The organism is Helicobacter mehlei (assembly GCF_003660265.1).
Lineage (GTDB): Bacteria > Campylobacterota > Campylobacteria > Campylobacterales > Helicobacteraceae > Helicobacter > Helicobacter mehlei.
The window spans coordinates 28962-48334 of the sequence record NZ_QXQP01000009.1 but is presented as its reverse complement, the minus strand read 5'-3'; the positions used below and the strand labels follow the sequence as shown (position 1 = coordinate 48334).

Below are 19373 nucleotides of genomic sequence, written 5' to 3'. Positions count from 1 at the left end.
CTGAGTCCAAAGCTGGTTTAATATCAAAGTAAAGGAGTGTGGTTGTTGTGTCTGCAAAAAAGAGTGTTATTTTATTGTGCTCTAGCTTGTGGAGGACTGGAAGGACTTGAATTTGGTGAGATGGGGGATACCAGTTTTGGAATGGGGGGAGCTGGGGTCGCTTTAGAAAACTCCAGTTGGGGACTCTATTATAACCCTGCACTCTTGGATATAGACTCCCGAACGAAGTTTGGGTACAGCTTTGGGGCCTCTATAGGGCAGGAAAATTTTTTAGAGTTGGGTGCCCAAGCACTCAGTGGGTCTGCCTTAGGTAAAGATGCTGAATCTTTAAATCAGTTGCTCCAATCCCATGCTGAGGGCATGGGAAGATTTATTATGGGTCAGAGTTCTAGTGTTACAATTAATGCCAATGAAGGGAAGGCGGCCAAGGCTCTAGTGAATGGGGCCAATGCTTTCCAAAATTTATTAAAAAGCAATGGGATACATCTATCTTCTCAAAATGGTATCGTGGTGCAAATCCACCCCAAAGTGAAGCGCAAGGGAGGGATTGGGACTTTTGGAATCGGGATTTTTGCCAGTGCCTTTGCAGGGGGTAGTGTGCTAGCAAACCCCAAATATAACCAAATCATTGTCCCCACCTCCACCCTTGGTTTGCCCCCCTTGCCCCCGGGTGCGCATGTGCCTCCCTTTATCCAGATTGGGGCTAATAAAAATAGCCTCACTCTGAGCCAAAGCAACCAAAACGCATTTCTCAATAGCTCCATCCTCTCACCCAATGCCAAAAATACTGCAGCCATTAGGGGCTTGGCTATTGGGAGTGTACCCTTTGGTTATGCTTATGGGTTTGATTTCCACAAAGGGGGCAAACTCTCTGTGGGCGTAGCCTTGAGGTATCTTTACACCCTAAGCTACGGGGTGGGCTTAACAGGGAATATACAAAGTTTAATCGGCCAATTTAACTCTTTGGTTTCTAATTTTAACTTTAATTTTAGCGATGTGGTGCAACAAAGCCACTTTGGGCTAGATTTAGGCACAGCTTACCGCATTAAGGGCTTTACAATCGGGCTTGTGGGCAAATACTTAAACGCCCCCAAAATCCGCTATAACTCCGGCATCTCAGATATGCGAATCGATCCACAGGTGCGCTTGGGGCTGGGTTATCGCTGGAAGTGGCTGAATTTAGCCGTGGATTTTGATTTAACCAACAATAAAACGCTGATGATTGGTAGGCGTAGCCAAATGATTGGCGGGGGCATTATGGCAAATTGGAAATGGTTTGGCATCAAATTTGGGGCGATGGGGAATGTCTCTAAAGAGGGGCTCAATCAGGGCGTGATTTTGACCGGGGGCTTGCGCCTCTTTAGGGTGTTGGATATTTCCGTGCAATCTAGCCTCAAGATGATCGGATTTAACAATTCACAAGATTCGGGTCCTGTAGGCTTTTTGGGTAACTTGAAAATCCCCACCTACTTAGCCTTCCGTATTGGTGGGGGTTGGGAGTGGTAGCCCTCCTATGCTCCACATTGAGTTTAGCAAACAGCTAGAGGGGGCTAGGGGTCCCTTTGAGCTAGAGGCTAACCTAGATTTAAAAACCCAACAAATTAGCGTGCTGTGTGGCCCTTCAGGGGCAGGCAAAAGCTCCTTTTTGCGTGTCTTAGCCGGGTTGGAGTTAGTCAAAAAAGGGCGCATTTGCTTTAAAGAGTCTGTGTGGCTGGATACCACTCAAAAAATTTGCCTCCCGCCCCAAAAACGCCCCTTGGGCTTTGTCTTCCAAGATGGCGCACTCTTCCCACATTTAAATGTCTATGACAATATCATTTTTGGCAACCCACGCCACCAAGCGCACATTGAGGAAGTGATTAGCTTAATGGGTTTAGAGGGGCTTTTAAAACACCCCACCCCCATGCTCTCTGGCGGGCAAGTCCAACGAGTTGCCCTAGCGCGCGCATTGGTGCGTATCTTAGGTCAGCCCAATGCCCTTTTATGCCTAGATGAACCCTTGAGTGCTTTGGATGCAGATGCGCGGGCGCATTTGCAAGAACAACTCAAATATATCAGCGCGCATTTCAAACTCACAACTTTAATCATCACCCACGATCTGCTAGAAGCCTACAAACTCGCCCACAATTTGATCTGGATTGAAGAAAAGCCCCAAAAACACACATGCCTTATGCGTGATTTTAAAACCCAAGAGGGTTTATGCGCACGGGTGCTAGAGATTAAGGGGCAGAGTGTGGAATTGGTTTTAGAAAGACAAATTGTCTCTTTACCCCTCAATTCTTTACAAACACCCCAAACCTTAAAAGAGGGGGATTTATGGGTGTTGATCCCCCAGCGTGCAGAGCGGGTGGATTGGCATCTGTAAATCAGAGCGTGGGTATTAGATTTAATCTTTTGTGCTAGTATGCACCAAAAATTTTTAGGAGTAACACATGCTAGACACTAGAACCCAATCGCTCAATAACAACCCCAATTTGAGCAAAAAAGATGTCAAGGTTGTCGAAAAAATCTTAAGTAAAAATGACTTAAAAGCGTTGGAGATGAAAAAACGCTACGCTCAAGATAGCTTGTATGTGCTTAATTTTATGAGCTCCCCGGGTAGTGGTAAAACCACACTTTTAGAAAATCTCGCTAGCTTTGAGGATTTTAAATTTTGCGTGATTGAGGGGGATTTACAAACTAATCGCGATGCCGATCGACTGGTTAAGAAAGGTGTAGTTGCCCAACAAATCACCACGGGTGAGGCGTGCCACCTAGAGGCTGCCATGATTGAGGGGGCTTATGATATTCTCAAGCAAAAGGGGGCGATCGCACAAAGTGATTATTTGGTGATTGAAAATGTGGGGAATTTAGTTTGCCCATCTAGCTATAACTTGGGTGCAGCGATGAATATTGTTTTGCTCTCCACACCCGAGGGCGATGACAAGGTGCTCAAATACCCCACGATGTTTTTATGCGCCGATGCGGTGGTGGTGAGCAAGGCTGACTTGATGGATGTTTTTGGCTTTAGGGTGGCGCAGGTGCAAGAAGACATGGACAAGCTCAAACCCCAAACACCCATTTTTACCTTGAGTGCCAAAGACCCCCACTCTTTGCAAGCCTTTAAGGACTTTTTGGTCCAAAGACGCGATCAGAATTACCAATCCGAGCATTCTTTTTAGGGAATCTTCGTGTGTCTAGCCATCCCCTCTAGGGTGATCGCCATTGAGGGTAGCACCGCCCTTGTAGAGACACTGGGCGTGCAACGCGAGGCAAGCTTGGATTTGATGGGCGAGCCGGTAAATGTGGGGGATTTTGTGCTCTTGCATGTGGGCTTTGTGATGGGCAAGATAGACCAACAAGATGCCCAAGAGTCCCTAGCTCTTTACGAGCAAATGATCGCAAACATGGATGATGACTCCTAATCTCATTGATGCCTTTAGAAATCAAGATGTGATTCTGGCTTTCATAGCCAAGATTCAAAACTTAGCCCAGCAACTCCCCCCACCCTTACGCCCCCTAAGCATTATGGAAGTGTGTGGGGGGCACACGCACACTCTAATGCGCTATGGATTAAGCGCGATCCTAGAACCTGCATTAAACTTTGTGCATGGTCCGGGTTGCCTGTGTGTGTGATGCCTAAGTTACGCATCGATCAAGCCATTGCTTTAGCGTGCATGCCCAATAGTATTGTTGTAACTCTAGCCGATCTCATCAGAGTCCCCGGAAGCCAAGCCAGCTTGCAACAAGTCAGAGCGCAAGGTAAAGATGTGCGTTTTGTCTATAGCCCTCTGCAGGTTTTGCAGATTGCACAAGATAACCCCAGTAAAAAAGTGATTTTTATTGCCATCGGTTTTGAGACCACAACCCCTATGAGTGCAAGTTTAATCCAGCAAACTAGAAAGCGCAAGCTCAATAATCTCTTTTTCCATCTAAACCATGTGCTTGTACCCCCTAGCGTACGCACTATTTTAAATTCTAAACACCAAATCCATGCGCTCATTGCCCCCTCCCATGTGAGCGTGATCAGCGGGGCTAAGATTTATGCTCCCTTTGTGCAAGAACACCAACTCCCCGTTGTGGTGGCTGGGTTTGAACCGGTAGATATGCTGGAGGGGATTTATATGCTGTTAAAACAGGTGCTAGAAGGGCGCGTTCAACTAGAGATTCAATACAGCCGTGTAGTGAGCATGCAGGGCAACTTGAGGGCACAAAACTTAGTTGAAGAGGTGATGCAGGCACGCGCATTTGCATGGCGTGGATTAGGGGAAATCCCTTTTTCTGGCATGGGTTTGCGTCCCAGTTATGCCGATTTGGATGCTGAGATTGTGTTTAAAGAATACCTGCCCCAAAATGCCCGCCTTGATCACAAATCTTGTTTGTGTGGGGATATTTTAAAGGGCGTGGTTAAACCCCTTGATTGCTCCCTTTTTGGCACAGTCTGTACCCCCACCCACCCTATTGGCGCATGCATGGTGAGTTCTGAGGGGGCATGTGCAGCCTATTATCGCTATTCTAAACCCACGCCTTAATCAGCTGGAATAAAGTTGCCATAATGCTTAGGGCGTAAATGCAAAGTAGCAATATTTTATGAATCCTCTCACTAGCTAGCATGATGAGTTTAATCCCTATGCCCACCCCTAAGAGCGCGCCTAACCCCGTGATCGATCCAGCCTGCAGGGCGCGATCATCTAACACGCCGGAGTGGTATAAAGAGATGACCCCTGAGAGAGAGGAAAAGATCACAAAAAAGAGCCCCAAAGGCACGATCTTTTGGGTGCTGTAGTTTAAAAAATAGCCCAAAAAAGGCACCATTAAAATCCCCCCGCCCATGCCAAGAGGGATAGAAAAAATCCCAGTTATCAAACCAGCTAAGGCTAGCAGGGCATGTTTTTTATCCACGCCCCACCCCCAGCGCGTGGAGCTAGCAACTGGGGTCATGGGTTGGGCGTGGAGTTGGAAGTGCGCGTCTGTGTAGTGCTTGGAATGTGCGCTGGGGCGTGAAAAGGCGTATTTGATGAATGTATAGCACACCACCACCACAAAGACTCCCATTAAAATGCGATCATCAATGAACTTGAGTAAAAAGCTCCCCAAAATTGCCCCCACCAATCCCCCAATAGCAGCAAAACTCCCCTCTTTTAAGTCCAACAAGCCCTTTTTATAATTGATGATCGAGCCAATTAAAGAGGAACAGAGCATTTGGGATAGAGAAATCCCCACCGCATGGCTGTAGGTAAAACCGGCAAAAATAGCCGCAGGCACAACAATCTCGCCCCCGCCAATGCCAAAAAAGCCCGCCGTAACGCCCGTAACAAAACCCACCAAAGCTAAGATCAAGGCTTGGATCCAATCAAGTGCCATGCTCATGGTTCAAGTAAAGGGGTTTGGCATAAGCCATGTAGCACGCATGTCTGTCTGAGTTCCTCTAAAAGTGGGGTGCTAAGAGCCTGCATGGGGATTTGCCGCTTGTCTCTCTCTTGGTTGTAATACAATTTTTCTCCTATTTTGTGCGGGATTTTAAGGACATCTTGGGCTAAAAACACTTCATAGTATTGGCGCAAATAAAACTGACCTTGAATAGCTTGAAAAACAAGGTATCGTTGGATGGCTGACTTTGTATCTATTTGGATTTTCAACAAAGATTCCTCACATGAAAGCTTAATGTCAGGCTCTTTTGTGAAAACTTGCAAACAAAACCCCTTGCGCGCTTCTTGCCCATGGAAAATCCCCAAGCAAAAAATGCTTTTATTTTTGTCTTGGAGGCTGTCTATGCCTAGCAAATACTTTTGTTGGTTAGCGATGAAGGCTTGAGAGACTAGCCACACTTTCTTAGAATTTGTTGGCATGCCTACTTGTTGGGCTATCTCTTTAAGCCATGGGGCAATGTGGGCGCGCATTTGCTCAAGGCTTAAGGGCTCTTCTTGGCGCGCCTTTAAACAGGGTTGGCTTTGTGCGCATTCTGTTTGCAAACGCGTTAAGAGTGTATCGCTGATACTATCTATTGGGATTGGAGCAGGGCTATACTTGGAGCTGTAATACAGAGTGGCGCTCTTGATCCCCACTCTAAGTTTGTCATAGAGTGGGGAGATGGGGGTTTGGGTAGGGTAGTTTTGGCGGTAAAAGCGTTGCAAGAAAAAGGCTTGATCTTTTCTGGCAAAAATCAGATGGTTATATTCCAAATGCCCGTTTTGCTCCCTGCTAAACTCAATGTGCAATAACCCTTTATCTAGCCAAAAGGGACTAATATACCAACCCTTAGAGCGCGTGCTGACTAGACAAAAATTTGTATGAAAATCTAATCGAGTGCCCAAACCCACACAAAACCCGTTTTTGCTGTAATCTTGGTTGTGTGCAGCATAGCCAAAGAGAACAAAGGGATCGGGGGTTTTAAACTGAAGAGTGCCCTTGACAACATAAGAGAGGTAATCTTTTGGGTTTAGCTTAGGGTTTGGGGCTAATGCCTTAGATAGTTGCGTGCCCAGAGCGTCTAGCGCGCTAGAATAGTCTGTCAGGCAGGCACAAGGTTGCGCACCACCCCAAGCAAGACTGAGTGCTAAAATCCATGCCCACTTACTCAATCCCATTTTTATCCGCCCATGTTTGGCAATCACCTTTCTCATAGCAGTGATCTTGCAAGTCCTGCAACACGCTGTGATTGATTGTATCCATATAAATTCTCTTGCCATCGCGTTTTTGGGCATAAAAGGGATCGATGTCTTTATCGCTGTCGTTGATACGGCTATAGCTTTGCAAGACATAGCGATTTTTAAAAGGCTTGAAGGTTAGAATCTCTAGGCTTCTGTGCTCCCAGTCGCATTCAATCGCATATTCATTGATGCGCAAAATAAAAGTGTCTTGTTTAAAATCCATACTAATTTGTGAAAAGGTGGCGTTAGAGTTGAGCTCTAAGCAAAAGCCTTTTTGCCATTTAGAGCCCTTGAAAAAACCAAAACACATGGTGCTCCAGTTGATTTTACCTAGTTTCTCATTGATATCATCCACACTTGGCCACAAGGTGCGCAACATAAAGCCCCGATAGAGGGTCTTGCCCACATGGGTTTTACTCTCCTCAAAGACCTCTATGGGATGACCGCTTTGTTCCCTTGGATCGTTAAGTGAAAACTCACTACTTTGATCCCTAAGCATCTTAACGACACGCGGAGGTTCAAATTCCTCAGACTCTGCTAAGCCCAAGAAAAAATGGACTAGCAACAAAAGCCCAACAAGCCTGCCTAGTCTATTCAATCCCATGTTTCTCCGACCATGTTTGGCAGTCATGTTTTTTATAACAATGATCCTCTAGTGTGTCTAGCACGCCATTATCAATTGCGTCCATATAAATTTTCTTGCCATCGCGTTTTTGGCGATAAAAGGGATCGGGATCGTCATTATCAATAGTGCCCGTGTAGCTTTGCAGAACATAGCGATCGCCCTCTTGCTTGAAGAGTAGAGTCTGTGATTTGAATGTGGTGCTATCACATTCTATGAAAGACTCCTCAATTTCTAACACAAACGCATCTTTTTTAAATTCCATGCCAATTTGCGAGCTCTTAGATGCGGGGTATAAAGACAAACAAAAACCCTCAAATGTTTGGGATCTCTGCAGGGTGTTTTTGGTAATATTAAAGCACATCAGGCGCATATTAATCGCATGTTCCTCATAAGCATCGTGTGCATATGGATTAGCATTTGCGACCAACAAACGCATCACAACACCACAATACAGAGTCTTCCCTACATAGGTTCGATTCAGCTCTAGGATATGGGCTGTCTTAGAAGGATTGGCAATAGCAGAGGGGACAAAATTAGAATCAAGCTTTTGGGCAAAACGCTCTATTTTGTCATCTAAATCATAGGAATTAGAATCATAAGCACACCCTACCCCCCACGCCACATTAGCTAGAAAGCACAAAAGCCCCAATAGCGCGCTTAATCTAGTCAATCCCATTTTTATCCGACCATGTTTGGCAATAACCTTTCTCATAACAACGATCCTCCAAATCATCTAATACATTATTATCAATTTTATCCATAAAAATTCGCTTGCCATCTCTTTTTTGATCATAAAAAGGATCGAGTCCAACACCATCGTCCCAACGGCTGTATGTTTGCAACACATAACGCTTATGCCCCTTAAGGGGCTTAAAGATTAACTTTTTATTCTCAAAGTGTTCGTGATCGCATTCGACATAACGATCATCAAAGCGTAAGATAATGGCATCCTTTTTAAACTCCACATGGATTTGTAATTGGGTGGATCTAGGAAATAGATACAAACAAAAACCCTTAAATACAGAAGAACCCTTTTTAGAAGTCTTAGTTAGCTTAAAGCACATGGCGTGCATCACAGCGTATTTGTAGTATCGCGACCCTTCATCGCTTTCTAAGTCTTCCAAGCTGTCCGCACCAAAAAGGCGCGCCACAAAGCCACAATACAGCGCGCCACCCACATGAGTTTTATATACATCTGATGCATAAGCGACTTGCTTTGGTTGGTTAGGATCGATGAGATAATTTTGATCTAGGCGGATTTTTGGGTTGATAGGCATTTTTATAAACGCCTGTGCCTGCGCTCTTAGGGCAGTGGCTTGATCAGGATTACACTCCAAACCCCACGCCACATTAGCTAAGAAACACAAAAGCCAAAAGGTGCGCATTATTCTAAACATAACCACTCCTCATAAGTAACCCAAGAGTCCTAATATTTTAGTATCCGCAAGGCAATGATCATATTTACTTATCTGTTTCATCTTTCCAGCCCTCGCCCGCTTCAAAGTCGGAGTCCTTTTGCCACTCTGTTTCCTTGCAATGCTTGGATTTATAGCACTGCTCTTTTAGCTTATGGAGCAACGCATCGTTTATGCTAGATAAGAAAATGTTTTGCTTGTCCCTAGCTTGGCTGTAATAGATATTTTTGCCCGGTTGGATTCTAAACACTTCTCCTGTATCCGGATCTTCCCCCTCAATGCCACCATACTCTTCATAAACATACGCGTCTAACAAAAACCCTTTAGAACTTGGCTTAAACACAAAAGATTCTATGGATGGTGTCAGGATAGCCATCTGCAACCGCAAGACTCTGCCACACTTCCAAGCTAAAGCGATGCTTTTTAAAAACCACACTGGCTGTTAAACTCAGAAATTGCGCATCATTGAACGCATTACGGTGCAAGTAAAAGCTCTTTTGTTGCGTGGATTTATCTAATTCTTTCCAACTCTTTAAAATCCCCGCACAAATGAATGTGGGAACATTTTTACCTGAAACTCGAAGATCCTTAGTTGTCATGTTTTGTGTTACAAGATCCCCATAAAATACAGCTACGCGCAAAGGTCTGTTATCTACTTGCCCAGCAAAGATCGTTTTAAGAGAACGGCTATACCTAAAGCCATAAGCACTAACAAACCCCCACAAACAATTTAATCTGTTCCATCGATCACTCCACCCTTCTAAACTCTATATTACCCCTTATTCATCGCACACGCTTTAAACCATCAAGCCACCACGGCTGTTTAGGCGAGAAGTCAAAAGCCCTATATATCTCTACCTCTAAAGGCTTACAACGCTTGGATTTGTAGCAACGCGTTTGGAACTTCTCCAACAAGGTAGGCGTGATTTGCTTCATCAAGATCGCGCCCCCATCTCTTTGGCGGCTGTAATAGAGATTAGAACCTGCTTCGCGGATTGTAACAGGCTTGATTTTAGCCATGTCCTTAAGAAAGCGGGCATCCACGCATTCAGAAATCCCATCAGAATTTATCGTCTCATACATTTCATCGTAGCGGTATTGCTCTAAAAAGAAACGCCCCTTTTGCATCGAGAATACAAAACGCTTATAGGTTACATTGGGGAAAAGCCCCTGTTCCATGTCTTTTGCCTTGCAATCTTGCTGGCGCAGGGTAAAAATAAGGCGTTGATTTTTAAAAGACACTTGGGCACTGGAGAACACAAAAGAATAGGGCAACTCATCTTCAAGTTGCAAACAAGAACCTTGGTGCCATACTAAGTCTTTGAGCACGCCAAAGCACACGGTTTTAATCCCATTGCTAGCACCAGTGGCAATGGCTAATCCCCACATCACAAACACACGCATGCGCGGCTTTTTTATCTCAAATATTTGGGTATTGTAATTATGCCACCACTCACGAACATCCCCCACAGAGTCCGCTTCAAAGCGGTAGGCATCACACCAGCACCAGGTTGGATCAAACTCATACCCCTTTCTACACCCGCAATCTTTGCGCCTCCTGCTATCCAAGACATGTATGAACTCCTGTGTCTGTTGCAAGAGCGCACGCTGGAACAGCGCCATATTTGAGCCATCACAAAGACCCACCCACACGCACAGAAATACAAGAAACTTTGCCATTCAATCACCTATCTTGACAATACCCCTTCTTAACGCAACGATCTAGCAAATCATCTATGATATCGCGATCCATTTTATCCATAAAAATTTGTTTGCCATCTCTTTTTTGGCGATAAATGGGGTCCATAGGGTAGTCTTCTTCTTCGTCGTCCAGTTGCCCATTGATGGCTTTTAAGAGGTAGCGATCCCCATGTGGCTTAAAACTCAAAGTGGCTTCGTAAGTTGATATACTGCGCCCACACTCATAGGAGTCCTCTCTGATGTGCAAGAGAAACGCACCCTTTTTAAACTCCATGCGAATTTCAGAGAAAGGAGCGTCTGCATTTAACATCAAACAAGAGCCCTTGTACCATTTAGTGCCTTTAGCAAATCCAAAACACATAAAACTCAATTCAAGTCCAGCCGTAGTACCGCGATCGCCATTATTGTAGATAATATTCCCGGGCCGATAACCACGCACCACAGCCCCGCAATAAGTGATCCCCCCCACCACGGCTTTATGATTCTCAAGCACGAATTGCGGACCATATGTACTCTGATCGCCATCACCATTAAGACCATGATTTTTGTCCGCAAAATCCCTTGCTTGGTTAAGCACATAGTCCCAATGGTAGTGTGGATTGGGATCACAACCCACCCCCCACGCCACATTAGCTAGAAAGCACAAAAGCCCCAATAGCGCGCTTAATCTAGTCAATCCCATTTTTTCCGACCATGTTTGGCAATAACCTTTCTCATAACAACGATCCTCCAAATCATCTAATACATTATTATCAATTTTATCCATAAAAATTCGTTTGCCATCTTTTTTGGGGTGGCAGGCAACCCAAACATGGGGATTTGTAGCATATTTGTACTTGTATTTTGATTACAAGGTGCATGCAGAACTCTAAAGATACCATGGTCAAAAAGGGCAAAGCCTTATAGCAACAAAGACTAGAGAGGCATGGGGAGATGATTTGAAAAACTTAAGAGTGTTTTATGGATTAGGGGTATTTTCAAAGTTTTAATTAATTAAATTATGCTTTAATACTTATTTAGATTGGTTTAGTTGGAGTTAGTGTTTGCAAGCAGAGGGCATTGTAGAACACCCCTACTTTGGGGTTTTTATCTTATTGGTCTTTAGTTTTTTAGTCTTTAATTGGACTTTAAAAATCCAACGCTATATCAGCCGTGCCTTAGCCAAACGCAAGAATGAAAAGCTCAAACTTGCACCCTATGAGTGCGGGCCCATTGCTTTAAAACAACAAAACCGCATCTCCCACCAGTTCTATGTGATGGCGATGCTTTTTATCCTCTTTGATGTGGAGATTGTCTTCATGTTCCCTTGGGCTTTGGATTTTAAAGAATTGGGCTTTTTTGGTTTTTTTGAGATGTTGAGCTTTCTTTTCTTATTAACCGTTGGCTTTATCTATGCTTTAAAGAGAGGAGCACTCGAATGGCACAGCATGAAATAAGTTATTTGAAAAATAGCGGGTTGCCCATTGCTCTTAGCACTTTGGACAAGCTTTTGAACTGGGGGCGTAGCAACTCGCTTTGGCCCCTCACTTATGGGCTAGCGTGTTGTGCCATTGAGATGATGGCAACGGGGGGCTCGCGTTTTGATTTCGATCGCTTTGGGACGATCTTTAGAGCCTCGCCTAGACAATCTGATGTGATGATCATTGCCGGCACTCTGACTAAAAAGCATGCCGAATTTACTCGTAGGCTCTATGACCAAATGCCCGAACCCAAATGGGTGATCTCTATGGGATCATGTGCGAATACGGGGGGGATGTTCAACACTTATGCCACCGTGCAGGGGGTGGATCGCATTATTCCAGTGGATATCTACCTACCCGGTTGCGCGCCCCGCCCGGAAACTTTGCAATATGCCTTGATGGTGTTGCAAGATAAAATCCGCCGGGCTAAAGCCCTCCCCACCCCTAATCCCAAACGCTTGATCTAAGGCTGATAATGATTAGAAAACAACGCCCCAATGCCAATGTGCAAAAACAAGTGCATTATTCTGATAGATTCCATGTAGTCCCTAACACACCCAAGAAATCTTTGATCGGCACGCCTTATGAGGTGATCTACAACCATTTGAGCTATTCTTACCCGATTTTGCAACACTTTTTAGAATTAGATTGTGCGGTCTTTTGGGTGCAAAAAAGCGACTTGGCAGGCGTGGCGGGCTATCTCAAACGCTTAGGCTATGAAACTTTGAGCGAGATGAGTGCGATTGACTTTTTGGAAAAAAGAGGGGAGTTTGAACTCTTTTACCAGTTTGTCTCTTTTGCACCCCATTTTGCAGGCAAACGACGGGTGCGCTTGAAATGCACGCTAGCAGAAAATGAGCCAATGGACAGCTTAAGCCATCTTTTTAGGTCGGCCCTGTGGAGTGAACGGGAGGCCTATGATATGTTTGGGATCATCTTTAAAGATCACCCACATTTGTGCCGTATTTTAATGCCAGAGGATTGGGTGGGACACCCCTTGCGCAAGTCCTACCCGCTTAAGGGGGATGAACATGCCGCATGGTATGAGGTGGATAAGATTTTTGGCAAGGAATATAGAAAGGTGATAGGACCCGAGCAGAGGGATAGCGCACGGGTGGATGAAAAGGATACTTTTAACTTCTCTAAAATTGGGCATGAACAGTCCAAGGGCTTGCCTTTGGAGGACAACCCTAGCAAATACGCCTTCCAAAAGTCCTTGTTTGTTAAAGACTTGCACACCAAAGAGCCCACAGAGCTCAAAAAGCGTCCCTAATGGCACAGATTTTTACCAAGCTCAAACCCCAGTTTGAAAATGTGATTTTTGAACGCGATGATGACCAAATGGTGATCAACTTTGGTCCCCAACACCCCTCTTCACATGGGCAGTTGCGCCTGATCTTAGAGCTAGATGGGGAAAAGATCATTAAAGCTACGCCTGATATTGGCTACTTGCATAGAGGCTGTGAAAAGCTGGGCGAGAACATGATCTACAATGAATACATGCCCACCACCGACCGCCTAGACTACACCTCATCGACCAGCAATAACTATGCCTTTGCCTATGCGGTGGAAAAACTCTTGGGGTTAGAAATCCCTAGACGCGCGCAGGTGATTCGTACGATTTTATTAGAATTAAACCGCGTCATCTCCCATGTTTTTTTCTTGAGCGTGCATGCCCTTGATGTGGGCGCGATGTCGGTGTTTCTGTATTGTTTTAAAACCCGTGAATACGGGTTGGATTTGATGGAGGATTATTGCGGGGCGCGACTCACACACAATGCCATCCGCATTGGGGGTGTGCCTCTAGACTTACCGCCTAGTTGGCTAGAGGGGCTTAGAAGCTTTATTGCCGAAGTTAGGGGGATGCACAAACTCATCAGTGGCTTGTTAGATAGTAACCGCATTTGGCGCGCACGCCTAGAGAATGTGGGCACTCTCACCCAAGAGATGGCAAAATCATGGGGAGCGAGTGGGATCATGTTGCGCGCACCGGGATTGCCTATGATGTGCGCAAAGAAGAACCCTATGAGCTCTACCCCGAATTGGATTTTGATATCCCAGTGGGTTCTAATGGGGATTCTTACGATCGCTACTTGCTCTACATGTATGAAATCGAGCAGTCTTTGCGGATATTAGAACAGCTGATCCCCTTGTATGCGCCCACCAACACCACGATCATGGCACACGCCCCCCACTACATCAGCGCACCCAAAGAGGATATTATGACCCAAAACTACGCCTTGATGCAACATTTTGTCTTGGTTACTCAGGGCATGCGCCCACCCAAGGGCGAGGTCTATGCGCCCACCGAATCACCCAAGGGCGAATTGGGCTTTTTTATCCATTCAGAGGGCGAACCCTACCCTTACCGCTTGAAAATCCGCGCCCCGAGTTTCTTCCATATTGGATCGTTACAAGATGTGCTTGTGGGGCAGTATTTGGCGGACGCAGTTACGATTATTGGATCGAGCAACGCCGTTTTTGGAGAGGTGGATCGATGAGGCGTTTTGATTTACGCCCCTTAAGAGATGAGCCCAATGAAGCGGTCTTGAATCGTCTAGGGGCGATCATGGATAGTAGCGTGGCTACAGATGAGGTGGTGATTTTTATGTTAGAAGTGGTGGATTTTGATATTGTGGAGCAAAGTGCCGCATTTATCCAAAAAAGGGGCGATCTCTTGCTCAATTCTTTACGATTTAACCGCGTAGATTGGACTTTAGTGGTCAAAAAGGTGGGTGCATGCCAAGCGTAGAAATAGATGGGCAAAGCATCGAGTTTAAAGATGGGCAAACCATTTTAGAGGCTGCTAGGAGTGCGGGGGTGTATATCCCTGCCATTTGCTATTTGAGCGGGTGTAGCCCCACCGTGGCGTGCAAGATGTGCATGGTAGAGGTGGATGGCAAGCGGGTTTATGGCTGTAACACCAAAGCCAAACCCAATAGCAAAATCTGCACCAACACCCCCGCTATCAAAGCCGAGCGCAAGATGATCATGCAAACCTATGATGTCAATCACCCTTTAGAGTGTGGGGTGTGCGATAAGAGTGGGGAGTGCGAGTTGCAGGATATGACCATGCGCATGCAGGTAGAAACCCAGCCCTTTGCCGTGCGCGATAATCTAAAACCCTTTGCCTTTTGGGCACAGGCTTCTTATGACCCTAACTTGTGTATCATGTGTGAGCGTTGCGTAACCACTTGTAGCGATAATATCGGGGATAGCAATTTAAAGGCGCTGAAGGCGGATCTGCACGCCCCAGATAAATTCAAAGCCAGCATGCCCAAAGATCCCTTTAGCGTGTGGAATCGCAAACAAAAGGGGATGATTGGCTTTGTGGGCGATACACCTTGTTTTGATTGCGGGGAGTGTATTGCGGTGTGCCCGGTGGGCGCGATTGTCTATAAAGATTTTAGCTATAAAGCCAATGCTTGGGAACTCAAACATATTGACTCAACTTGCATGCATTGTGCGGCGGGGTGTTTGATTGACTATGAAGTGCGCCATTTTGACACTTTAGGTGAGGATCAAAAAATCTTCCGTGTGGGCAATGACTTTTACCATAACCCCATCTGTGGGGCTGGGCGTTTTGCCTTTGATTGTTCCTCCAGCAAGGAGGGTAGCCCTGACTTATTGGAGGCGGTGCAACGATTCAAGGAGGCTAAGTCTGTGCTCATCGGGGGCGATCTACTCAATGAAGAAGCCTACTTGATAGAATATATGCGCGCCAAATTAGGCTTTAAGCTTTATAATGAGCCCGTGCGTCTGTTTCAGGAGTTTTTAAACACATTTAGTGTGCCTTGTGAGTCCACAGAGAACATCAGGAATGCCAACGCGATTTTCACGCTGGGCACGCAAGTTAAGAACGAAAACCCGCTCATCAAATACGCTATCTCTAATGCGCTCAAAGTCAATAAAGCTAGTTTGATCTATGCCCACCCGATTCTAGATCAAGACATCACCAAGATTTGCCGTAGCGTGTTGCCCATTTGTTTGCATGGCGTAGAAGAAGTGATTTTGGGGGCTTTGATGTTGGCTTTAAACGTCTCTAGTCCATGTCTAGAGTCCATCTTGGCGGGTGCCTATGAAATCCCCCAAGCATCTAGCGATCCTGAAAAACCCGCTAAGCCCAAGACTTTTTACAAACTCTTAGAAGAGAGCGGACTTAGTTTAGAAATCTATGACAAAATGCAGGGTTTTTTGGCTAAGGCTAATCAAATTGCCCTTGTGGTGGGCAAGGAAATCTACACCCACGCTAGGGCCCAAAATATGGCATTGATGCTCCAAGAGATTGCCAAACACCCTAAAATAAAGATCATCTTGATCCCCCCCACACCCAATGCGCTAGGCATCGCCTCAATCTGCCAGCTAGACAAACAAGAGAGCTTGGAGAGTCCTAGCGTGGGTGTGCGCACACGGGCGGATTATACTTTGGATAGTGATTTTAACCAAGCCTACCGCGTGGATTTTATTCTGCCTAGTTTTAACCAGCTAGAGGGGAGCACCACCAATTTTGAAGGGCATCTATTGCCCTTAAGACCCGCACTCAAATTTGAAGGCTACGATCTAAGCGACATTGCCCAACATTTTGGGCTTTTGGGCGAGAGTTTGGTAGATTATACCCATCTGTTACCCCAAGAGAAGGGTTACCAGCCTATCGCTTATGATGATCTGCTCAATACCTATGGCAATGATAAAAGCAATTTAAGGGGTTATGCCCTTAAAATCACCCAACAAGAAAACCCAGCCCAAGCCCAGCCCATTAGCCCAAGCACACCCCTTGTTTTTAACGCCTATTGCCAATACCCCCAAAGCCAATTTGGCTTGGGCACTCTTTTTAGCCAAAATCTCCAACTCAAAGAGGGGATCTACACTTCTAAAGCACACTTGGAGAGCTTAGGGCTTGCTGAGGGGGCGCGCATTTGCCTCAGTTATAAGGATTTAAAATTAGAGGGCCCGCTTTTTGTCGATCACGCCTTGGAGCAAGCGGTATTTGTGGTTAGCCCAAGTTTGGATGTGGCGGGTATTTTCAAAGATAGCTGGTTTGCTAATTTGCAAGTGGAGAGTGTATGAGTGCTTACATCATAGAGACTTTGCTAAAAATCTTAGTGGTTATCTTGGTCTTTGCTGGTTTGGGGGCTTTTGGGACTTATTTGGAGCGCAAGGTGCTAGCCATTTTCCAACGCCGACTAGGTCCGACTTATGTCGGTCCCTTTGGGCTCTTACAAGTGATTGCCGATGCGATCAAGCTTTTCACCAAAGAAGATGTGATCCCCCAACATGCTAACCGCTTAATCTTTTCTTTAGCCCCCGTGATTGCGATGGTGAGTGCCTTCGTGTGCATGGCCCCCATTCCCTTTTTTGGGGATTTCACTTTATTTGGCTACACCATCAAGCCCATTATCTCAGATATTAATGTTGGTCTGCTCTTTTTCCTAGCAGTTGGCTCTGCAGGTATTTATGCACCCCTGCTAGCCGGGCTAGCCTCTAATAGCAAATACGCTTTAATTGGATCAGCGCGCGCAGCCATCCAGCTTTTAAGCTTTGAGGTGGTGAGCACCTTGACTATTTTAGCCCCCCTCATGGTGGTCGGTTCGCTCTCGTTAGTGGAGATCAACAACTACCAAGCCGGCGGGTTATTTCATTGGCTGGTCTTCAAGCAACCCCTAGCTTTCTTTTTATTTTTAATTGCCAGCTATGCCGAGCTCAATCGTACTCCCTTTGACCTCTTAGAGCATGAAGCCGAAATTGTGGCTGGGTTTTGCACCGAGTATAGTGGCTTGCGTTGGGGCATGTTTTTCTTGGCTGAATACGCCCATCTTTTTGCCTTTTGTTTTGTGATCTCGCTGATTTTCTTTGGCGGGTATAATCCGTTGTGGATCATTCCGGGTGGGGTGATGATCTTGCTGAAGGTCTGTTTCTTTGTGTTTTTGGCGATGTGGGCGCGCGCGACTTTCCCCCATGTGCGCCCCGATCAACTCATGCGCTTGTGTTGGAAGATCATGTTGCCCTTGTCCTTGGTCAATATCTTGATCACCGGACTTGTCATCTTAATCTAAGGAGAAAGCATGGCGCAACAACGCTACAAATGGATCGCCCAAGAACCCAAGCCGGCGACCACCCCCCAAAAGTTCTTAGGCACGCTCAAATCCACCTTTGGGCTGGATCTCTTCAAGGGCTTGGGGCTCACCATTAAAGAATTTTTTAGCAAAGAGGTTACGATCCACTACCCCATGGAGGTTTTGCCCTTAAGCCCGCGTTACCGGGCCGTGCACCACTTGCAACGACTCTTGGATTCGGGTTCTGAGCGTTGCATTGGTTGCGGGTTGTGTGAAAAGATTTGCACCAGTAATTGCATTAGAATTATCACCCACAAGGGCGCAGACGAGCGCAAACACATCGATAGTTATACGATCAACTTAGGGCGTTGCATTTACTGCGGATTGTGCGCGGAGGTCTGCCCCGAGTTAGCCATTGTGATGGGACAGCGCTTTGAAAATAGTAGCGTGCAACGCTCCCAATTTGGGGGCAAGGCGGAATTTTTAACCGATGTGCAAAGCGCAAAAGATCATAGCCATGTGGAGTTTGCTGGCTTTGGAGCACCCAGTGTAGATGCTAGCCAAAGGGTGCAACAAACACCCCTAGATTATGCCAGCAAAGAGGAGCAAGCTCCTAAAGAGGAAAACAAAGATGCTTGATACAATCGCCTTTTACTTCTTTGCCATCCTCACTTTGAGCATGGCCTTAGTGGTGATCACCACAAAAATATTTTATACGCCATGAGTGCCCTAGCTGTGGCCATGGTTTTTGTTGCTGCTTTTTTCTTTCTGCTCAATGCGGAGTTTCTGGGCGTGGTGCAGATTTTAGTCTATGTGGGGGCGGTGATTGTGATGTATGCTTTTGGCATGATGTTCTTTAATGCCTCAGAAGAGGTCTTTGAGCGTGCGCATGCACCTAAGTTAGTGTGGTTTTTAGTTGCAGGTGTTGGTTTAGTGCTGGTGTTAGCTTTGGGTGCACCGGCAGTCAATAGCCATGTGAGCGCGCAAGCTTCCATGTGGGCCACCCAATACCATGCCCAGCAAGACTTGCTCACCAACCCCAAAGATGTCCCCCAACTCAAACTACTAGGCTATGCTCTCTTTGGGAAGTATTTGATCGTTTTTGAGGCCGGGGGACTGATGCTCTTGGTGGCTTTGGTGGGTGGCATAGCCAGTGCTTTGCGGAAAAGCCATTTAAAGGATGAGGCGTGATCACATTGGGGCATTACTTGGTTTTTGCAGGGCTGTTGTTTTGTATCGGGCTAGCGGGCATGTTGAGGCGTAAGAATATCTTAATGTTGTTTTTTTCTACTGAGATCATGTTAAATGCCATTAATGTCGCATTAGTCGCCACCGCGCATTATATCCACAACATACAAGGGCAAATCTTTGCTCTTTTTATGATCGCCCTAGCTGCTAGTGAGGTGGCGGTAGGTTTGGGCTTGGTGATTTTGTGGTTTAAAAAGCACAAAAGCCTAGACATAGATACACTCAATAGCATGAAAGGCTAG

Annotated in this window: 21 protein-coding genes and 3 pseudogenes; 15 read left to right on the top strand and 9 right to left on the bottom strand. The window is 45.9% G+C overall.

Annotated features, from left to right (window positions below):
• Positions 1–42: 42 nt before the first annotated feature.
• From traF to hypD, 5 genes and pseudogenes are all read left to right on the top strand, one after another.
• Positions 43–1506, top strand: a complete 1464-nt coding sequence (gene traF / locus EAO36_RS04355; RefSeq protein ID WP_120955751.1) for a conjugal transfer protein TraF — start codon at positions 43–45, stop codon at positions 1504–1506.
• 7 nt (positions 1507–1513) lie between these two features.
• Positions 1514–2365, top strand: a complete 852-nt coding sequence (locus EAO36_RS04350) for an ATP-binding cassette domain-containing protein (protein WP_120947525.1) — start codon at positions 1514–1516, stop codon at positions 2363–2365.
• 67 nt (positions 2366–2432) lie between these two features.
• A complete protein-coding gene (gene hypB, locus EAO36_RS04345; RefSeq protein ID WP_120947320.1) occupies positions 2433–3161 on the top strand; it encodes a hydrogenase nickel incorporation protein HypB in 729 nt (242 codons plus the stop codon).
• Positions 3162–3170: 9 nt separating this feature from the next.
• Positions 3171–3404 carry a HypC/HybG/HupF family hydrogenase formation chaperone gene (locus EAO36_RS04340; protein WP_120955750.1) on the top strand — a complete coding sequence of 78 codons (234 nt, stop codon included), beginning with the start codon at positions 3171–3173 and terminating at the stop codon, positions 3402–3404.
• Positions 3391–4511: pseudogene (gene hypD, locus EAO36_RS04335) on the top strand (hydrogenase formation protein HypD). The gene EAO36_RS04340 and the pseudogene hypD overlap by 14 nt, the downstream one beginning before the upstream one ends.
• Here the strand turns inward: hypD and EAO36_RS04330 are convergent.
• The 9 genes from EAO36_RS04330 to EAO36_RS04290 all read right to left on the bottom strand — a co-directional run bounded on the left by EAO36_RS04330 (position 4495) and on the right by EAO36_RS04290 (position 11136).
• Complete coding sequence (locus EAO36_RS04330; RefSeq protein ID WP_120947526.1) at positions 4495–5343, bottom strand: sulfite exporter TauE/SafE family protein; 849 nt, start codon at positions 5341–5343, stop codon at positions 4495–4497. The pseudogene hypD and the gene EAO36_RS04330 sit on opposite strands and share 17 nt — an antisense overlap.
• Positions 5344–5345: 2 nt before the next feature.
• Positions 5346–6602, bottom strand: a complete 1257-nt coding sequence (locus tag EAO36_RS04325) for a hypothetical protein (protein WP_162983260.1) — start codon at positions 6600–6602, stop codon at positions 5346–5348.
• Positions 6553–7233, bottom strand: a complete 681-nt coding sequence (locus tag EAO36_RS04320; protein ID WP_120955748.1) for a hypothetical protein — start codon at positions 7231–7233, stop codon at positions 6553–6555. Before EAO36_RS04320 ends, EAO36_RS04325 begins: the two co-directional genes overlap by 50 nt.
• Positions 7220–7966, bottom strand: a complete 747-nt coding sequence (locus EAO36_RS04315) for a hypothetical protein (RefSeq protein ID WP_162983259.1) — start codon at positions 7964–7966, stop codon at positions 7220–7222. Before EAO36_RS04315 ends, EAO36_RS04320 begins: the two co-directional genes overlap by 14 nt.
• On the bottom strand, positions 7917–8651 hold the full coding sequence (locus tag EAO36_RS04310) for a hypothetical protein (RefSeq protein ID WP_120955746.1): 735 nt from the start codon (positions 8649–8651) through the stop codon (positions 7917–7919). The genes EAO36_RS04315 and EAO36_RS04310 overlap by 50 nt, the downstream gene beginning before the upstream one ends.
• Positions 8652–8715: 64 nt before the next feature.
• Positions 8716–8985 (bottom strand): hypothetical protein, encoded by a 270-nt coding sequence (locus EAO36_RS04305; RefSeq protein WP_162983258.1) that lies wholly within the window; start codon positions 8983–8985, stop codon positions 8716–8718.
• Between the two features lie 19 nt (positions 8986–9004).
• A complete protein-coding gene (locus EAO36_RS04300; RefSeq protein WP_162983257.1) occupies positions 9005–9268 on the bottom strand; it encodes a hypothetical protein in 264 nt (87 codons plus the stop codon).
• Between the two features lie 184 nt (positions 9269–9452).
• Entirely contained in the window at positions 9453–10292 is an 840-nt protein-coding gene (locus EAO36_RS04295) for a hypothetical protein (protein ID WP_120955743.1), read from the bottom strand.
• 61 nt (positions 10293–10353) lie between these two features.
• On the bottom strand, positions 10354–11136 hold the full coding sequence (locus EAO36_RS04290; protein WP_235852364.1) for a hypothetical protein: 783 nt from the start codon (positions 11134–11136) through the stop codon (positions 10354–10356).
• 277 nt (positions 11137–11413) lie between these two features.
• On the opposite strand from EAO36_RS04290, the gene EAO36_RS04285 reads away from it, so the two are divergent.
• The 10 genes and pseudogenes from EAO36_RS04285 to nuoK all read left to right on the top strand — a co-directional run bounded on the left by EAO36_RS04285 (position 11414) and on the right by nuoK (position 19373).
• Positions 11414–11806, top strand: coding sequence for an NAD(P)H-quinone oxidoreductase subunit 3 (locus tag EAO36_RS04285; RefSeq protein WP_120947329.1), 393 nt, complete (start codon positions 11414–11416; stop codon positions 11804–11806).
• On the top strand, positions 11788–12297 hold the full coding sequence (locus EAO36_RS04280; protein ID WP_006015822.1) for a NuoB/complex I 20 kDa subunit family protein: 510 nt from the start codon (positions 11788–11790) through the stop codon (positions 12295–12297). The genes EAO36_RS04285 and EAO36_RS04280 overlap by 19 nt, the downstream gene beginning before the upstream one ends.
• 8 nt (positions 12298–12305) lie before the next feature.
• Positions 12306–13103: an NADH-quinone oxidoreductase subunit C gene (locus tag EAO36_RS04275; protein ID WP_120947330.1), complete on the top strand. Its 798-nt coding sequence runs from the start codon at positions 12306–12308 to the stop codon at positions 13101–13103.
• Positions 13103–14331, top strand: a pseudogene (gene nuoD, locus EAO36_RS04270) (NADH dehydrogenase (quinone) subunit D). The gene EAO36_RS04275 and the pseudogene nuoD overlap by 1 nt, the downstream one beginning before the upstream one ends.
• The gene (locus EAO36_RS04265; RefSeq protein ID WP_120947332.1) at positions 14328–14582 is read left to right on the top strand and encodes an NADH-ubiquinone oxidoreductase subunit E family protein; all 255 of its coding nucleotides are present in this window, start codon (positions 14328–14330) and stop codon (positions 14580–14582) included. The pseudogene nuoD and the gene EAO36_RS04265 overlap by 4 nt, the downstream one beginning before the upstream one ends.
• A complete protein-coding gene (locus tag EAO36_RS04260) occupies positions 14570–16897 on the top strand; it encodes an NADH-quinone oxidoreductase subunit G (RefSeq protein WP_120947333.1) in 2328 nt (775 codons plus the stop codon). The genes EAO36_RS04265 and EAO36_RS04260 overlap by 13 nt, the downstream gene beginning before the upstream one ends.
• Positions 16894–17883, top strand: a complete 990-nt coding sequence (nuoH, locus tag EAO36_RS04255; RefSeq protein WP_120947334.1) for an NADH-quinone oxidoreductase subunit NuoH — start codon at positions 16894–16896, stop codon at positions 17881–17883. The genes EAO36_RS04260 and nuoH overlap by 4 nt, the downstream gene beginning before the upstream one ends.
• 9 nt (positions 17884–17892) lie before the next feature.
• Positions 17893–18522, top strand: a complete 630-nt coding sequence (gene nuoI, locus EAO36_RS04250; RefSeq protein WP_120947335.1) for an NADH-quinone oxidoreductase subunit NuoI — start codon at positions 17893–17895, stop codon at positions 18520–18522.
• Positions 18515–19074, top strand: a pseudogene (locus EAO36_RS04245) (NADH-quinone oxidoreductase subunit J). The gene nuoI and the pseudogene EAO36_RS04245 overlap by 8 nt, the downstream one beginning before the upstream one ends.
• On the top strand, positions 19071–19373 hold the full coding sequence (nuoK, locus tag EAO36_RS04240; RefSeq protein ID WP_120947336.1) for an NADH-quinone oxidoreductase subunit NuoK: 303 nt from the start codon (positions 19071–19073) through the stop codon (positions 19371–19373). The pseudogene EAO36_RS04245 and the gene nuoK overlap by 4 nt, the downstream one beginning before the upstream one ends.

Coding starts and splice junctions, on each gene's coding strand:
- nuoI (WP_120947335.1), top strand. CDS start 17,893: ATGGCGCAACAACGCTACAAATGGATCGCCCAAGAACCCAAGCCGGCG.
- EAO36_RS04275 (WP_120947330.1), top strand. CDS start 12,306: ATGATTAGAAAACAACGCCCCAATGCCAATGTGCAAAAACAAGTGCAT.
- nuoH (WP_120947334.1), top strand. CDS start 16,894: ATGAGTGCTTACATCATAGAGACTTTGCTAAAAATCTTAGTGGTTATC.
- EAO36_RS04280 (WP_006015822.1), top strand. CDS start 11,788: ATGGCACAGCATGAAATAAGTTATTTGAAAAATAGCGGGTTGCCCATT.
- EAO36_RS04310 (WP_120955746.1), bottom strand. CDS start 8,651: ATGTTTAGAATAATGCGCACCTTTTGGCTTTTGTGTTTCTTAGCTAAT.
- EAO36_RS04325 (WP_162983260.1), bottom strand. CDS start 6,602: ATGAGAAAGGTGATTGCCAAACATGGGCGGATAAAAATGGGATTGAGT.
- EAO36_RS04320 (WP_120955748.1), bottom strand. CDS start 7,233: ATGGGATTGAATAGACTAGGCAGGCTTGTTGGGCTTTTGTTGCTAGTC.
- EAO36_RS04260 (WP_120947333.1), top strand. CDS start 14,570: ATGCCAAGCGTAGAAATAGATGGGCAAAGCATCGAGTTTAAAGATGGG.
- EAO36_RS04300 (WP_162983257.1), bottom strand. CDS start 9,268: ATGACAACTAAGGATCTTCGAGTTTCAGGTAAAAATGTTCCCACATTC.
- EAO36_RS04350 (WP_120947525.1), top strand. CDS start 1,514: ATGCTCCACATTGAGTTTAGCAAACAGCTAGAGGGGGCTAGGGGTCCC.
- EAO36_RS04295 (WP_120955743.1), bottom strand. CDS start 10,292: ATGGCGCTGTTCCAGCGTGCGCTCTTGCAACAGACACAGGAGTTCATA.
- EAO36_RS04315 (WP_162983259.1), bottom strand. CDS start 7,966: ATGAGAAAGGTTATTGCCAAACATGGTCGGATAAAAATGGGATTGACT.
- EAO36_RS04290 (WP_235852364.1), bottom strand. CDS start 11,136: ATGGATAAAATTGATAATAATGTATTAGATGATTTGGAGGATCGTTGT.
- hypB (WP_120947320.1), top strand. CDS start 2,433: ATGCTAGACACTAGAACCCAATCGCTCAATAACAACCCCAATTTGAGC.
- EAO36_RS04330 (WP_120947526.1), bottom strand. CDS start 5,343: ATGGCACTTGATTGGATCCAAGCCTTGATCTTAGCTTTGGTGGGTTTT.
- EAO36_RS04265 (WP_120947332.1), top strand. CDS start 14,328: ATGAGGCGTTTTGATTTACGCCCCTTAAGAGATGAGCCCAATGAAGCG.